Annotated in this window: 14 protein-coding genes; 5 read left to right on the top strand and 9 right to left on the bottom strand. The window is 65.4% G+C overall.

The features are described from left to right. Positions 1–320: 320 nt before the first annotated feature. A complete protein-coding gene (locus C5B91_RS16080; protein WP_115820003.1) occupies positions 321–1,319 on the top strand; it encodes a thioredoxin domain-containing protein in 999 nt (332 codons plus the stop codon). Positions 1,320–1,442: 123 nt separating this feature from the next. On the opposite strand, the gene C5B91_RS16075 is transcribed toward C5B91_RS16080, so the two are convergent. From C5B91_RS16075 to C5B91_RS22985, 8 genes are all read right to left on the bottom strand, one after another. Beyond that, entirely contained in the window at positions 1,443–1,721 is a 279-nt protein-coding gene (locus C5B91_RS16075; RefSeq protein ID WP_008094285.1) for a hypothetical protein, read from the bottom strand. 420 nt (positions 1,722–2,141) lie between these two features. Beyond that, positions 2,142–4,109 (bottom strand): glycosyltransferase family 39 protein, encoded by a 1,968-nt coding sequence (locus tag C5B91_RS16070; protein ID WP_008094284.1) that lies wholly within the window; start codon positions 4,107–4,109, stop codon positions 2,142–2,144. 35 nt (positions 4,110–4,144) lie between these two features. Then, positions 4,145–5,203, bottom strand: coding sequence for an ATP-grasp domain-containing protein (locus C5B91_RS16065; RefSeq protein ID WP_008094283.1), 1,059 nt, complete (start codon positions 5,201–5,203; stop codon positions 4,145–4,147). 186 nt (positions 5,204–5,389) lie between these two features. Beyond that, on the bottom strand, positions 5,390–6,415 hold the full coding sequence (locus tag C5B91_RS16060) for a DUF354 domain-containing protein (RefSeq protein WP_008094282.1): 1,026 nt from the start codon (positions 6,413–6,415) through the stop codon (positions 5,390–5,392). 10 nt (positions 6,416–6,425) lie between these two features. Continuing rightward, positions 6,426–7,712: a nucleotide sugar dehydrogenase gene (locus C5B91_RS16055; RefSeq protein WP_115820002.1), complete on the bottom strand. Its 1,287-nt coding sequence runs from the start codon at positions 7,710–7,712 to the stop codon at positions 6,426–6,428. Continuing rightward, entirely contained in the window at positions 7,705–9,093 is a 1,389-nt protein-coding gene (locus C5B91_RS16050; protein WP_115820001.1) for a nucleotide sugar dehydrogenase, read from the bottom strand. The genes C5B91_RS16055 and C5B91_RS16050 overlap by 8 nt, the downstream gene beginning before the upstream one ends. Beyond that, positions 9,090–9,671: an acyltransferase gene (locus C5B91_RS16045; RefSeq protein ID WP_008094279.1), complete on the bottom strand. Its 582-nt coding sequence runs from the start codon at positions 9,669–9,671 to the stop codon at positions 9,090–9,092. Before C5B91_RS16045 ends, C5B91_RS16050 begins: the two co-directional genes overlap by 4 nt. Next, positions 9,668–9,796: a hypothetical protein gene (locus C5B91_RS22985; RefSeq protein ID WP_255409935.1), complete on the bottom strand. Its 129-nt coding sequence runs from the start codon at positions 9,794–9,796 to the stop codon at positions 9,668–9,670. The genes C5B91_RS16045 and C5B91_RS22985 overlap by 4 nt, the downstream gene beginning before the upstream one ends. Positions 9,797–10,102: 306 nt before the next feature. Between C5B91_RS22985 and C5B91_RS16040 the strand changes: the two genes are divergently transcribed. The 3 genes from C5B91_RS16040 to C5B91_RS16030 all read left to right on the top strand — a co-directional run bounded on the left by C5B91_RS16040 (position 10,103) and on the right by C5B91_RS16030 (position 13,435). Continuing rightward, entirely contained in the window at positions 10,103–11,188 is a 1,086-nt protein-coding gene (locus C5B91_RS16040; RefSeq protein ID WP_008094277.1) for a DUF1616 domain-containing protein, read from the top strand. Continuing rightward, positions 11,188–11,757, top strand: coding sequence for a metal-dependent hydrolase (locus C5B91_RS16035; RefSeq protein WP_008094276.1), 570 nt, complete (start codon positions 11,188–11,190; stop codon positions 11,755–11,757). Before C5B91_RS16040 ends, C5B91_RS16035 begins: the two co-directional genes overlap by 1 nt. Before the next feature lie 160 nt (positions 11,758–11,917). Then, positions 11,918–13,435, top strand: a complete 1,518-nt coding sequence (locus C5B91_RS16030; RefSeq protein WP_115820000.1) for a twin-arginine translocation signal domain-containing protein — start codon at positions 11,918–11,920, stop codon at positions 13,433–13,435. A 63-nt stretch (positions 13,436–13,498) separates the two neighbouring features. Here the strand turns inward: C5B91_RS16030 and C5B91_RS16025 are convergent, their stop codons facing one another. After that, positions 13,499–14,170, bottom strand: a complete 672-nt coding sequence (locus C5B91_RS16025) for a helix-turn-helix domain-containing protein (RefSeq protein ID WP_115819999.1) — start codon at positions 14,168–14,170, stop codon at positions 13,499–13,501. A gap of 163 nt (positions 14,171–14,333) precedes the next feature. On the opposite strand from C5B91_RS16025, the gene C5B91_RS16020 reads away from it, so the two are divergent. Beyond that, complete coding sequence (locus tag C5B91_RS16020) at positions 14,334–15,368, top strand: glycosyltransferase family 2 protein (protein ID WP_049968921.1); 1,035 nt, start codon at positions 14,334–14,336, stop codon at positions 15,366–15,368. The last annotated feature ends 104 nt before the right edge of the window (positions 15,369–15,472 follow it).

Below are 15,472 nucleotides of genomic sequence, written 5' to 3'. Positions count from 1 at the left end.
CGTTGGCTGCGGGCGGTTCAGAGCGGACGGGGCGGAGATGTTCGACTCCCCCAGGAGTTGTTTCTGATGTGTCATGGTTTGTGGGGTCAGCGGGTGAGCTGTCCGTGAAACCACGATACGGGGAAGCGGCCATTACTATAGACGCGCTAAGGGACGGTTCCGACTCCACAACCGATACAAACGCGTCGCTGTCGTGCGGTTTTTCGGAAACGTGGCATCGACGGGGCGAACGGCGAATTAGGCACCGAACAGGCCGCAAAGCGCGCGCTGGAACGCCTTACACGGCCGATAATAATGCCGCTCACGCCCAGGTGTGGAGTATGGTTGACCGAGAGACAGACAGACGGAGTATTCTCAAACTATCCGGCGTCGCGGCCATCGCATCGCTGAGCGGCTGTGCGAGCTTCGCCAAGCAGGCGAACACCGGCGGAGCGGACACGCCGACGGGGCAGCCGGAACAGCAGACGACGACCGCGCAGCCCGAGACGCGGACGGCCGCGGGCAACGAGACCGACGCGAACGCGTCCGTCGAGATGCGTCCGAAGACGGTCTCCGACCCGTCGTTCGAACTCCAGACGGGTTCCCTCCAGGCGCTGCAGACCGACGCTCGGTATCCGACCATCGGCACGGCCGACACGACGGTGACCGTTTACGGGAGCTGGAAGTGCCCGTACACCCAGGAGTTCGTGCGACGGCAGTTCGGCGGGTTGGTCGAGGACTTCGTCGCGACCGGAGACCTCTCCATCGAGTTCCGGAACGTGGCGTACATGGACGGCGAGCCGTATCTCGGGCCGGACGCGCCCCGGGCGAGCGAAGCCGGGCTCGCGGTCTGGAACATCGACCCCGAGTCGTTCTGGACGTACTTCTCCTACGTCTTCGCGAACCAGCCGCAGGAGCGTCGCGACTGGGCGACGACCGAGAACCTCGTCCGATTCGCCGAGGAAGCGGACGCGGACGGCATCGACCAGATTCGGCGGGCGGTTCGGTCGCGCGCGTACGCCCAGAGCGTTCAACTGTCCGCCGACAGCGCGGCCGAACTCGACATCACGACCGTCCCCCGAATCGCCTCCAACGACGAGGTGACGGCACCGACGGTCGACCCCGAAGCGACGAGGGAACAACTCGAACGGGTCGCAAACGGCGGGTCGACGTTCGGCGGAACGACGACCGAGAGCAACTCCACGTTCGGCGGGAATTCGACCGAAAACGACACCGCCTTCGGGTCGTCGTCCGGCGGAAACGAGACTGGAACGGCGAACAACAGTTCGACGACGTTCGAAACCAACGAGACGACCGAGTCGGACGACGACGCGTTCTAGGTCTTCGCGGCGCTGCCGCGGTCTGATTTTTCGTGTGACTGCATCAGAGACGACCGGTCGCTGTGAGATGCAGATAGCTCGTTGACGGAGATGCACGCCCACCACCAGTGATTTCCGCGAGAATCAGTTGATTACGTAACTGTATTCGAACTCCTCGGATTCGTTGATTGTGATTCCGCTCTGGAGGAGTCCGGCGTTGAGAGTAACGTGTCTCTCGAAGGAATTCCCGTTCATCGCGGCCGTGACGTCGTAGGTGTTCTCCTGACCGGTCAGCGTAGCCACGTGGCGCTTTGCCCCCGCATCGAGAGCGACCGTGTCGTTGTAGACTACGGTCGACTCGTTGCTGATTACGAGGTGGACGCTCTTGCTCGAATGAGCTTCGTTCTCAAGGACGAATGGCACGCGTTCGGCTCGCGGGACAGTTGTCGGTTGTGTGGTAGCCGGAGCTGTCGTGGTTGCCGTGGTTGTCGCTGTCGCTGCCTGTGTCGTAGCTGTTGGTGATGCAGTAGTCGTTGTCTGCCCAGTCGTTGCACACCCGGCAAAGACGACGAGGCACACGACCACGAGCGTCTGGGGGGACAATCATCGCATTCTGATAGGTATGTTACTCGTTCCGCCGTATGCTTTGTGTGCTCTCGAATCGCGTGACGACACAGGACAAGAACATCCACTGAAGGAGTTCAACTGACCTATGCAGCCTTTTCAAGGCCTCTAAAACAGCTCTTCACGAAAGCCCGAGACGTACCGCTTCACCACCCGCGTCACAACGAGAACACCCGACGAGAGCACCACGACAAAAAAGAACGACTGCGAGCCGAAAAATCAGTTAGCGCCGGGGAGCGAACAGATGGTTACCTCACCGTTCGCGTAGACGTAGTTGGTCGTCGGCGGACAGACCTCGGTCTTCGACGGGTCGAGGTTCGTGGCCACGTCCTGTTCGTTCGGGAAGTACGAGGCGCTCTGCGATTGGTACTCCCGATAGGCCGTTATCCCCTGCGGGACCGGCCTGCCATCTTCGGCCGGTAACGGTTCGGCCGGATACGCGTTCGTCCGCTCCCAGACCGTCCCGTACGGCAGGTCGGTGTAGAGTTCGCCGCCCCGCTGCGACGAGCGGGCCGACTCGTACGTGTCGATGGCGGCGAGTTCCTGTTCGGTGTACGAGAGCCGTTCGTGCTGGTCCGGGAACGCGGGGCTGTCCATCGCGCCGTCGTTCGACATGATCATCACGTTCGGGTAGACGAGGACGAACAGGAGCAGGATGACGCCGACCACCTTGAGCGAGGTTCGGTTCGCGAGGTGACGGAACCCGAGGACGCCGATGATGGCGAGGAGGGCGTAGAGGTACGCGAACCAGCGACCGGGGACGAAGCTCTCGATACCGACGAGCGGCAGTCCGAGCACGACGAACAGCATCGCCACGATAGCGCCGACGAACGTGTACGTCGTCTGCGTCGCCCGCGATCGGTTGAGCACCGTGAGACACCCGAGGAGACCCGCGAAGACGAGCATGAGGAACCCGGCTTCGGTGACGTACGTCGAGAGCTGCGAGAGGAACGTCTGACCGGCCGAACCGGCCGCACCGGACGCGCCGGCAGACCCGCCGCTACCGCCCACGCCCTGGAGGAACCCGGCGTTGAACAGGTTCAACACGAGGTAGTTGATGACCGTTTCGAGGAAGGTGTCGCCCTGATACGGCGTCAGCGACCACGTGAAAACGATGAGTCCGAGGTTGAACCCGACGAGTCCCGCGAGGTTCACCGGAGTGGAGCCGCCGCCCGAGAACGAAAGCGGGTCCGGGTCCTCGGTGAAGAAGTCGAACCGGAGCAACACCTGCGCGACGAACCCCGCGAAGAGGAGCACCAACATGATGAACGACGACACCTGGTGGGTGAGGATGACCGCGGTGCTGAACAGGACGAGCAGGCCGAAGTCGCGCCACCGCTCGCTGGCGTGGGTTATCCGCACGAGGCAGTACAGACACGCGAGGAAAAACAGCAGTCCGAGGCTCGTCGGGATGAGGTGGATGCCCCAGCGGACGACCTGGTCGCCCATCGCGTACAGCGCGCCGGCGGCGAGCGCCCACCGGAGCGGGACGAGCAGTCGCGCCGTCCCGTAGACTAAAATCGGGACGAGCGGCATCGCAACGCCGAGCGAGAGGTACAGCGCGTTCCGAAGCGACAGGTCGAGGAGGTGCGTCGACGCCGCCGTGAGAAGGTGGAACAGCGGCGACGCGTAGTACTTGATGTCGTTGATGGCGGATAGCGAGTCCGCCTGGAGAATCATCTGGACGAACGTCGTGTGCGACCAGATGTCGATTCCGATGTAACCCGGCGCGGTGTAGAGCGCGGCGAATCGGACGACGAACGAGTACACGAGAATCTCCGCGAGGAAGACGCTCGGCCGCAGTTCGTCGTCGGGGGCGAGCAGTATCTGCCCGAGGAGGAGCGCGCCGACGACGCCGCCGACGTCCATGAACAGGATGCTTCGTTCGCCCTGAACGGCCGCGAGAACGACCATGACGGCGAGGCCGAAGAAGACGCCGGCCGAGATGAGTCGCACGAGCGACGGCGCGAGCGTCGGGAGACCGTCCGTGGTCCCCCTCCCGCGGGCGGCCGCGAGATAGAGGAGACTGCCGACGCCGAGGAGTATCGGGAGCGTCACGATGAAAATCTGCGACGAGAGGAACCGCAGCGGGAACAACGCGAGCGCGAGCACGACCCCGAGGCCCGCCGCGAGGACGTCGAGTTCGGCTCGTCGCAATCGGTCGGATATCGATGAGAGGATCGTCATGTATGAGCTGAGAGTTGTGGTTCGAAGGGGGTCCGTCAGATTGTGGTCGGGTCCGTATCGGGGCCGTAAAACACGTCCTGCCAGTCGCGGGTCACGTGGGTTCCCCACTCGATGTCGAGTTCGGGAAGCTCACGGTCCATCGCGTACTGCACGCTGAGCGCGGGGATGTTGGCTCCCGCACCGACCGAAGCGGTGACCGACCGAGAGATTCGCGGGTGGACGTCGACGAGTTTCGGCGTCCCGTCGGCGGTGTATTTGAACCGGAACGTGGCGTTGTACTCCAACCCGAAGAGCGAGCAGAGCTCGTGCGTGTCCCGGAGGAGCTCCGGGTTCTTTTCGACGGTGCCAACGAACGAGGTGTCGTCGCAGGTCGCAGCGTGCGACCGTGAGACGAGAACCGGCATCTCGTCGTCGCGGACGAGGGCGTCCACGGTGCACTCCTCTCCGGGGAGGTACTCCATCACGATGAGTTCGGGGAACTGGGCCGTCTCCCGGAGGACGGGGAGCACGTCGTCGAGCGTCGTGACGGTGCTGTTCGGTTTCTGGTTCAACAGCGCGTTGAACCGGTCCATATCCGGGTCGAGGACGCGAAAGCAGCGCCTGTCGTTGCTGACGGGGGGCTTGAAGCAGACGCGGCGGTCGGGATAGCCGAGCGCGTGGACCGCGTCGAGAAACTCGTCGAACGAGGAGACGCGGTAGAACTCGGGTGCCATCGGGTGGGCCTGCTTGACGAGTTCGTCGTACAGCCGCCCTTTATCTCTGGCAATCGAGAGCGACTGGGACGAGGTGGCCATCACTTCGATACCCTCGCGCTCGAAGGCGCGCTTCGCCTCGGAGAGGGCCTCGACTTCCGCCGCGTTGAGGGGGAAAATCACGTCGGCGTTCTCGCGGCGCGCGACCGAAAGCAGCTCGGAGACGAACGCGTCGGCGTCGCCGGCGGGGACCGTCTCCGCCGTGTCGACGAGGCTGAAGCCGTAGGCGTCCGGGTCCGTATCGACGCCGACGATGTGGGCGTCGAACGCGTCGGCCCGGCGAATCGCCTTGATGATACCCGAAGCGCCGAAGGTACCGGCACCGGTCACCAGCACGGTCACATCGCCGTCCCGGCTCGACGGTCGGACTGTATCCAGCAGTGTCATCGAGACGAGACAGACACCAACAGCCCCTTATTATATAGCAGATAAAAGACGTGAACCGTCGAAAATCGGCTGTTTCGGGGCGTCATTCACGGTCCGAGAACGAGCGGCGAAACGCGCGTTCGAGAGGCTAGTCGACGGCCGCTACTCGGCAGCCGCGAGAACCCGTTCGACGATGACGTCCGTCGCGTCCACGTTCTCTTCGAGGAGCCGCTGCCGACGCGCCTTCCAGTCGGCGTCGGTCGACCGCAGGATGTCGACCGCCCGGTCCGTGGCGCGTTCGTTCCGGTGCTCACCGTGGTATCCGAACAGCAGGTCGAACGAGGCGAGGTCGCGCATGAGCCCGGGGTTCGCGCTGTGGACGTAGACGGTCGGCGTCCCGAGCACGGCGCTCTCGGAGGCCATCGTCCCGCTCTCGCCGACGAAGAGGTCGGCGTACGCGAGCACGTGGTGGATGAGGTGCGGGTCGATACTGATGCCGTACCCTTCGAGTTCGGGCGGGAGCGCGTCGTCCTCTGCAGAGATGAGTACCGTCGCGCCCGCGTCTTCGAGGCGACCGACGAGGTCGGTGAGGCCGTCGAGACCCTCGTCGCCGATGTCGTGCGCCGCGCCCCAACCGACCAACCGGACGACTGCGTACGTGTCGTCGGCGTCGACCGGCAGGCCGTCGAGCGCCGACGGGTCGGGGTCGAACCGGTCGGGGTGGAGGTACGCGAGTTCGTGGTAACTCGGGTATCGGAAGTGATTCCCCCCGGCGTCGTCGCGGTAGCACTTCGGGGTGGCGACCTCGTCGGCGAAGGGGAACGTCAGCGCGTTCGAGAGCGTCGCGTGCTCCGTGTCGGTGAAGACGACGCACGCGGCCCCGACGAGTTTCGCGACGTGGGCGGCCTCGAACCCGCCGATGGAAGCGACGACGTCCGGGTCGATATCCCGCGCGGCGCGGAAGAGTCGGTACTCGATACCGAGCGTCGAGAGTGCGACGCCGGCCAGCGAATCGCCGCGGGAGCCGACGACCTCGTAGTCGATTTCGTACTCGTCGAGGAGGTCTAAGGCGACGTCCTTGTCGAGGGCGCGAACGTGGACCTCGTGGCCGAGGGCCTCGAACTCGTCGATGGCGTGTTTGAAGAAGTGAACGTGCGCGGGGTGCTGAATCGTGATGAGGATGTCCATCGGCGGTGTCTCAGAGCTGCGCGTAGTGGAAGCCGCGCTCGTCGGCCTCGTCGGCGTCGAACACGTCGGCCACGTCTATCATGACCGGGTCGGACCCGAGCGCGGCGGCCATCTGGTCGAGGTCGTAGTCGGCGAACTCCTCGTGGCCGGTCGCCACGACGACGCCGTCGTACGCCTCGAAGTCGACCGACTCGACCACGTCGATGTCGAAGACCTCCCGCGACTCGTCGGGGTCGGCATGGGGGTCGTAGCCGACGCAGTCGACGTGGAACTCGTCGAGTTTCTCTATCATCGTGCTCACGTCCGAACTCCGGATGTCGCCGACCCCCGGCTTGTAGGCGAGTCCGAGGACGAGCAGCCGCGTGTCTTGGAGGACGCGCCCCGACTCGTTGATGGTCTTGACCGCCTTGCGGGCGGCGTGAACCGGGACGTACTCGTTGATTTCGCGCGCCTGTAACACGAGCTTCGGCGAGAAGCCCTCTCGCTTGGAGCGGTAGGTGAGGTAGAACGGGTCGACGGGGATGCAGTGGCCGCCGACGAAGCCGGGGGAGTAGCCGTCGTGGAAGTTCCACTTCGTCCCCGCGGCCTCCAGTACGTCCTTGGTCGTCAGACCCATGTGGTCGCACGCGACGGCCAGTTCGTTGACGAGCGCGATGTTCATGTCGCGCTGGACGTTCTCGATGACCTTCGACGCCTCCGCCGTCTCGATGTCGGGCGCGCGGTGGATGCCGGCGTCGACGATGCTCCCGTAGAGGTCGGCGAGGCGCTCGCGGACCGCCTCGGAGTTGGCACCGACCACTTTGACCACGTCCTTGACGCTCCGCCCGGTGTCGCCGGGCGACGCGCGCTCCGGCGAGTAGCCGACGAACACGTCCTCACCCACGACGAATCCGGACTCGGATTCGAGCGCGGGCACGAGCACGGACTCGGTCGCGCCGGGGTAAACGGTGGACTCGAGGACGACGGTCGTCCCCGGCGAGACGTGCTGGCCGATGGTCTCGGCCGCGGACTCGACGAACTGGAGGTCGGGATTCTCCATGCTGTCGACCGGGGTCGGGACCGTCACGATGACGAAGTCCGCGTCCGAGATGTGCGTCGCGTCCGTCGTGAACAGCACGTCGGAGGCCGCGACGCCCCCGTCGGTCACGTCTCCGGTGGGGTCCGTCCCCGCCGAGAGCGTCGACACCTTGTCGGGGTCGACGTCGTAGCCGATGACCGACTTCCCGGCGCGGTCGAACTCGATGGCCAGCGGCAGGCCGACGTAGCCGAGGCCGACGACGCAGACAGTGTCAGTCATGGAGACCGATTCCCTCGTAGTCGACTCGTTCGTGGTCGCGGTACTCCGTCGCGGCTTGCCGGCCGTCGACGAAGACGACCGGGCGGTCGTCGTCGGCGAAGGCGGGAACGTCGAGGTGGTCGAACGACTCGTGGGCCGTCACGAGGACGACGGCGTCCGGGGACAGGTCGTCGCCCGTCACGCCGCGCATGACCGTCGCGCCGGCGTCCTCGAAGACGGCGGTGTCGTCGAGGATGGGGTCGGTGGCGACCACGTCCGCGCCCGCTTCGTCGAGGTGTTCGACGACCGGGAGCGCCGGCGTCTTGCGAATCTCCTCGACGCCCGCGCGGTAGGTGAGACCGAGGACGAGAACGGTCGCGTCCTCGGGGGCGACGTCCTGCGCCGCCAGTCGGTCGAGCGCCGTCTGCGCGGTGACGTGCGGCATCTCGTCGTTGACGGCGCGAGCGGTCTCCATGAGCGGCGACCCCGTCTCAAACTGCGTGATGAGGAACTGCGGGTAGTACGGGATACAGTGGCCGCCGACGCCCGCGCCGGGCGTGTGAATCTCGCAGAACGGTTGGGTGTTAGCCACGTCGATGGCCTCGGTCACGTCGATTTCGAACTCGTCGGCGTGGGTCGCGAGTTCGTTCGCGAGCGCGATGTTTACGTCGCGGTAGACGCCCTCGAACACCTTGACCGCCTCCGCGGTCGTCGTGTCCGAGACGGTGATGACCTCGTTCGAGGATATCTGGTCGTAGACGAGCGACGCGGCGCGGGCGCTCTCGTCGTCGGCGCCGCCGACGACTTTCGGGTACGCCCCGCGGATGTCCTTCAGCGCGCGCCCGGAAGAGGTCCGCTCGGGGCAGAACGCGAGGCCGAACTCGCCGAGCGAGAGACCGCTCTCGGATTCGAGAAGCGGGAGGAGCGCGTCGCGACAGGAGCGCGGCGGGAGCGTCGATTCGAAGACGACGAGGTCGCCCTCGTCGAGGCCCTTCCCGATGTCTCTGGCGACCGCCTCGATGACCGAGAGGTCCGGCCGGCCCGCCTCGTCGACGAGCGTCGGAACGATGACCACGTGGATACTCGCCTCGTCGGCGACCTCGCGCGGTTCCGTGTTGGCGACGAGCGCGCCGTCTTCGACGAGTTCCTCGACGAGTTCGTCGAGTCCGGGTTCGCCGACGATGTGGTTTCGTCCGGCGTTTATCTCGCGGACGACGTCGGTGTCGATGTCCGCGCCGGTGACGTTGCCGGTGGTCTCGGCGTAGACGGAAGCGAGCGGCAGCCCCATCTTGCCGAGGCCGTAGACGCCGACCGGCACGTCGCCGGACGTGAGCGCGGCTATCTGTTCGTCTTCGGAGCGTTCGGAGCCGTAGATGGTCGTGGCTGAAGATTGCGTGCTCATATGGTGTTCGCTCCCTGGAGCTTCGCCGGGAGTGGGCGGTGTTCGGCGGGCGTTCCGACCGCGAGCGTCTCCGGCGGAACGTCCTCGGTGACGGTCGCGCCGGCGGCGACGAACGCGTTCTCGCCGACGGTCACGTCGGGGAGGATGGTCGCGTTCCCGCCGACCGAGACGCCGTCTTCGAGCGTGGGGCCGGTCATCTCGACGTCCTGCCGGACCGGATACGGGTCGTTCGTGAGCACCGCGCCCGGCCCGACGAACACGTCGTCGCCGATGTGCGTGTGGGTCGGAACGTAGACGCGGGTCTGGAGGCTCACGTTCGACCCGATGGTCGTGGTGCCGTCGATGACGGTGTTGGTCCCGACGACGACGTTGTCACCGATTCGGGTGTCTTCGCGGACGAGCGCGTCGTGACCGGTGACGAAGCCGTCGCCGATGGTCACGTCGCTGTAGACGATGGTTCCCGAGCGGATTCGGGCGTCGTCGCCGACGATCGTCTGCTGTGAGTCGTCGCCGGCCGGGTACCCGAGGGTGACGTCGTCGTCTATCTCGCAGTTGGAACCCGTGACGTACAGGTTCATGTCTGAGCCGAATCGGCGGTCGTCTCGTCATCGCCGGAAGGCGACCCGTCGCCGTCCGACCGGAGGGTGGTTGCGAGCACGAACAGTGCGACGAGCGCCGCGAGGAGTTTGGTTTTGGTGCGCATGTGTTGGTCACGCCGCGGACCGTCGTGGCCCGCGATTCGAAACGGAGGTCACGCGAAGCGGCCATTATTATCGGGACGATAAGCCCGCAGACGCCCCGAGACGGCGGGAAACGAGTCGTTCCGGCCGTGCGAACGCTCACCAACCGGCGTCGGAATTCCTCGATTTTTCGGAGCGTTACCCCCGGAGCGCCGCCGTCGACGCAGTCAACCATTCCCCCTTATCAGACCGCTAAGACGCTCTTTCTCCCGATTTCGAGCGTGAACGGTCGCAGCCATTTTTCAACACGGACTGTCAAGGCGCGAGTGATGAAGTCGTCTACCCGTCGCTGGACACTCGACGTACTCCTCGTCGTCGCGGGGTCTATCGCCGCGCTCGCGGTGGTCATGCTCGGTCTCTCCGGGTCCGTCGTCCGGAGCCTGTTCGTCGTGCCGCTCATCGTCCTGTACCCGGGATACGCGCTCCTCGCCGCGGTGTTCCCGGAACGGCGGTCGGACGTCGAGTCCGACACCATGAGCGACGAGTCGGCGCTGACGCGACCGACGCGTCACACCGCCGGACTGCTCTACTCCGTTCGACTGGTCCTCTCGGCGGCGTTGAGCCTCGCGCTCGTCGCCGGGGTCGCGCTCGTCACCAACCTCGTCGGACAGGGGTTCGACGCGAGCATCGTCGCGCTCGGCGTGTTCGGCGTGACGATATTGTTCACCGCGGTCGCCGTCGCCCGGCGCATGCTGCTGCCCCCGGACGCGCGGGCCGGAGCCCCGCCGCTCAGTACCGTCCTCGGGAGCGTGGCGTCGACCGCCGGAGCGGTCACGTCCCCGCTGTCCTCCGAATCGCGGAGTTCGCCCGTCTCGCTCGCCGTCAACCTCCTCGTGGTCGTGAGCGTCGTCGCGTTCCTCAGCAGCGTCGGGTTCGCGATGGTCGAGACGCAGGCTCCCGAGTCGGACTTCACCGAAGCGTACCTCGTGACCCAAAACGGGTCGGACTACGAGGCCAGCGGCTACCCCCAGCAGCTCAGTCGGGGGGAGCCGGTCCCGGTGACGCTGGCGCTGGAGAACCACGAACACGAGTCGACGACGTACACGGTCGTCACGGAGCTGCAGCGGCTCGACAGGACGCCGAACGGGACGCGAGTGGTCGAAGAACGCGAACTCGACCGAACGCGAGCGTCGGTCGGGGACAACGAGACCGCCTACGTCCAACAGGACGTTCGACCGACGATGTCCGGCGAGTCGCTCCGACTCGTCTATCACGTCTACAAAGGTGACGCTCCCGAGGATGCGAACCGCGAGAACTCGTATCGGACCGTCCAACTGGTCGTTTCGGTCGGCGACGGCGGCGGCGACGCCGCGCAACTCGGTCGGCCGGATTCGATTAGGGGGGCCGCGGCCTGATGTGGCCGTGGGAGCATCTCGTCTTCGGCTACGTGCTGTACTCCCTCGCGAACCGCGCCGCGTGGGGCCCGCCTATCGGTGACGCGGCCGGCGTCACCCTCGCGCTGATGACGCAGGTTCCCGACCTCGTGGACAAGCCGCTCTCGTGGACGCTCGGCGTGGTCGCGACGGGGTACGGCCCGGCGCACTCGCTCCTCGTCGGCGCACCGCTCGTCGGACTCCTCGCGGGGGCGCTCTGGACGCGGAACAGGGCGAAGCTCGCGGTCGCCGCGGTCGCCGGGTACGGGTCGCACCTCGTCGGCGACGTGCTCGCGCTCCGGGCGAACGGGCCGAACGTCGGGCGGGTGCTCTGGCCGCTCGCGCCGCGGGAGCCGTACTCGAACGACCTCGGCTTCGTCCAGCGGTTCGCGGAGTACTTCCAGACGTTCCTCTATCAGCTGCTGCGCCCCGAGAACACGGGGCTCGTCGTCGGTTACGCGGCCGTCTTCGGGGCGGTCGTCCTGCTGTGGGTGCTCGACGGAACGCCGGGGCTTCGGTGGGCCCGCCGCGCCGCCGACCTGCGCCGCTGATTCGCGGCCCGTCTTGTAACGGCTGACGGGAATATAATTTGACAAAAGCAACCCTGAGAGACAGTTGCATCCCTAATCAACGCCGGAAATGGACATTCTGTTTGAATAATACGATAAACGCTAAAAATACTCATTACACAGAGGCAGAGACGTTCTCTCGATGCGGAATCAACGCGCAGAAGAGCGCAGGAGGACAGTCTCTCGGAGACAGGTACTGAAGGGCATCGGTGGGGCGGCCGCTGCCGTTTCGTTCGCCGGGACGGCATCAGCCGACGGCGACGACGACTGGTACAACGTCGTCGACGAGGGGGCCGACCCGACCGGCGGGGAGTCCATCAACCCGGTCTTAGACGACATTCAGTGCGACGACGGCACGGTTCTGTATTTCCCGGACGGCGAGTATCTCATGGACGACGCGTTCCGTCACGTCGATTTTCGGGGGTTCGAACTTCGGGGGGATAACGCGACTATCGTCCCGGCCGCCGACTACGACGGCAGGTGGCTGTTCAAGTTGGGGACGTTCGAGCAACCGGGAGAGGACCTCGTCGTCGAGGGCTTCGAGTTCGACTTCACCGCCGACGACACGGGGCTTCGCGTCGTCCAAGCGCAGGTCAGAGACGACCTCCTCGCGCGGGACCTCTCCGTCGTCGGCCAGCACGACAGCGGGAAGTACGGCCCGTTCGCGTTCGACGTCACCGACGCGTCGGGTATCGGCACCGTCCAGAATATCAGGATTCCCGACGGCGGCGAGTTCTCGGACAACACGCCGGGCGACATCGACGTGGGGCCCACGGGCATCATCGTGTCGCCGTACCACGACGGTAAGCTCTGGGTGCGCGACTGCGAGGTCGGCGCCTGGCCCGACAACGGCCTCTACTGTTCGACCGAGGGCGGTCGCGTCGTCGTCGACGGGGGCGTGTTCAAGAACAGCAACATCGCCAACATCCGGCTCTCGGGCGATTACAGCTCGATTCACGGCGCGACCGTCATCGTGGACGACCGCCGCACCGACGACACGAACCAGCGGGGCATCCGACTCGACGGCGGCGCGTACAACTGGATAGACGACACCGTCGTTCGAATCGACGAGCCGAACGGGCGCGCCATCAGCGTCCAGAACGACGTCGAGTGGGCGCGGATTCAGAACTCGAGCGTCATCGTCAACGGAGACGTGCCGACGAAAGCGGTCACCGTCTCGCCGGGGGCCGGGAGAATCGATATCATCAACACCGACATCGAGTTCAACACCAGCGGCCAGGCGCTCGTCGTGGGGGGACCGAGCAGCGCCGACGCGGACCCGGTCTACGTTCTCAAGTCGAGCGTCGGCGGCTCCGGCGACGGGTCGAGCGGTCGGCACGCGGTCCGGCTCGAACGGGGGAACTGCACGCTCGACCGCTTCGACGTCGAGCAGACCGGCGGCGACTATCGGCGCGCGGTCAAGGTACTCGGCGACGGTAGCACGTTCATCTGGGGTGACTACGACACGGGCCACATCCCGCTGGTCAACGACGCCGACGGGACGACGTTCCGCGGCATCACCTCCGAATCGCACGACGACTACGAAGGGATGAAGGTCATCGACGGGTCGAGCGGCGTCGACGTCGTCGAGTCGGTGATTCACAACGGCGTCTGGGAGTACGGGGACGTCGACGTCGCGTACGACGGAAACTGGTTCTGAGCCACGACGGGTCGGCCCCGCGTCGCCCCCGAGACGCAGCCCGCTCACCGCACTCGGTTGGAGTCACGGCGACAGCGTCGCCTCGATGAGTCGCGAGATGGCCCGACGAATCCGCTGTGAGACCCCCGACTTGGAGATGCCGAGGATGGCTGCGAGTTCGCCCTGCGAGGACCGCCGCGGAACCTCGAAATAGCCGTGTTCGTGGGCGACGAGAAGCGCCTCGCGCTGTCCCGGGAGGAGCGCCGTCTCGGAGCCCACGTCGGTGTCGCGGGCGACGTGGAGGCGCTTTACCCGGAAGGAGATGTCATTGTCGTGGTAGTGTTCTTGGACGCGGTGCAGCGTCGAGTGAGCGGGGAGGTGCATCTGGATGGACCACCTGTCGTCCTCGTGTCGAACGGAGATGACCCGAACGCCCATCTCCGTCGAGGACGGGGGAATCAGGCGAACGCCGCTCCCGAAGAGGACGCGAAACCGGTGGTCGGAGCCGACGGAACCGAGGAAGTCCGCCTCTATCACGGTCGGGTCGACGACGAGCGACGCCGCGACCGAATCGACGGGCCCCCGTTCGACGACGACGAACGCGCAGTCCCAGCCGAAGCCCTCGGTCGGTTGGAATTCGAGTTCGACCGGCCCCCGGTGTCCCGTGACGAACGACGAGAGAATCAGCCTCGGGTCCTCGAGCGTTATCTCCAAGTATATCGGTCGAGCGTCGTCGCCCCTTCGGTCCTCGTGCATCGCCTGTTGTTCGATAATCGGTGCGGGTTATTATGCGGATGATAAGCGTCTGTGACCGCGTCTCCGCGGGTTCGCTCCCGTACCTGTCGGCGGGTTGTGAGCAACTACGATGCCCATAATAACGACACCGAAACGTCCACAGTTCGGTAGGACTCCGACTACAATGTACAAAGACAACTCAATCGCCGTCGTCGTGCCGGCCTACAACGAAGCGGGCTACGTCGGGGAAGTCATCGACACCCTCCCCTCGTTCGTCGACCTAGCCTACGTCGTCGACGACGGGTCGACAGACGGGACGTGGGACGAAATCGTGACGCACGCCGACGCGTTCAACGAGGATCACACCCCCGAAGCGACGGCGTACGACGACGTGGTCGTCCCGATTCAACACGAGGAGAACCGCGGGGTCGGCGGCGCGCTCAAGACGGGCTACCTCCACGCGCTGGAAGACGAAGTCGACATCACGGCCGTCCTCGGCGGCGACGGGCAGATGAACCCCAACGAGTTGGCGAAGTACCTCGACCCCATCGCGGAGGGCGACGCCGACTACGCGAAGGGCAACCGGTTCATGGAGCAGTCGGACCTCGACGCCATGCCGGGGTATCGACTCGTCGGCAACTCCATCCTCTCGTACCTGACGAAGTTCGCCAGCGGCTACTGGAAGACGATGGACCCGCAGAACGGCTACACCGCGATTTCCCACGAGGCGCTTCGGCAGGCCGACATCGAGAACATGTACGAGTACTACGGCTACTGCAACGACCTGCTCGTCAAACTCAACGCCGAGAACCTCCGCGTCGCGGACATCGCCTGCTCCGCGGAGTACCTGTACGACGACGACTGGAAGAGCCACATCAACTACAGCGAGTACGTCCCCCGCGTCTCGGGCATGCTGCTCCGGAACTACTTCTGGCGGCTGAAAAACAAGTACATGCTCCGGGACTTCCACCCGCTCGCGGCGTTCTACTACCTCGGAACCGTCATCGCGGGCGTCGCGGCCATCGGCCTCATCGGCTCGGGACTGACGGGTGGCGGTGACGGCGACGACGACTCACGCGGCCTCGGCAGTTGGGCGATCGGTCTCCTCTTCGGTATCACGTTCCTGCTTTTCGGCACGGTCCTCGACCACGACGACAACGAAGCGCTCGAGATTCGGGTCGACGACGACACCTACGAGACCGAGGTTCCAAGCGAGTAACCCGAGTCGAATCGGGGGCCGTAGGCCGCCGAAACTCGCAGGCATACTTAAAGACTGAACATGTGAAGCCGGGAACGTTCGTGAGTATACGACGTTCTCGGTTG

The sequence above is a fragment of the Haloferax sp. Atlit-10N genome (assembly GCF_003586325.1).
Taxonomy (GTDB): domain Archaea; phylum Halobacteriota; class Halobacteria; order Halobacteriales; family Haloferacaceae; genus Haloferax; species Haloferax prahovense.
This window is presented reverse-complemented; position numbering and strand designations above follow the sequence as displayed.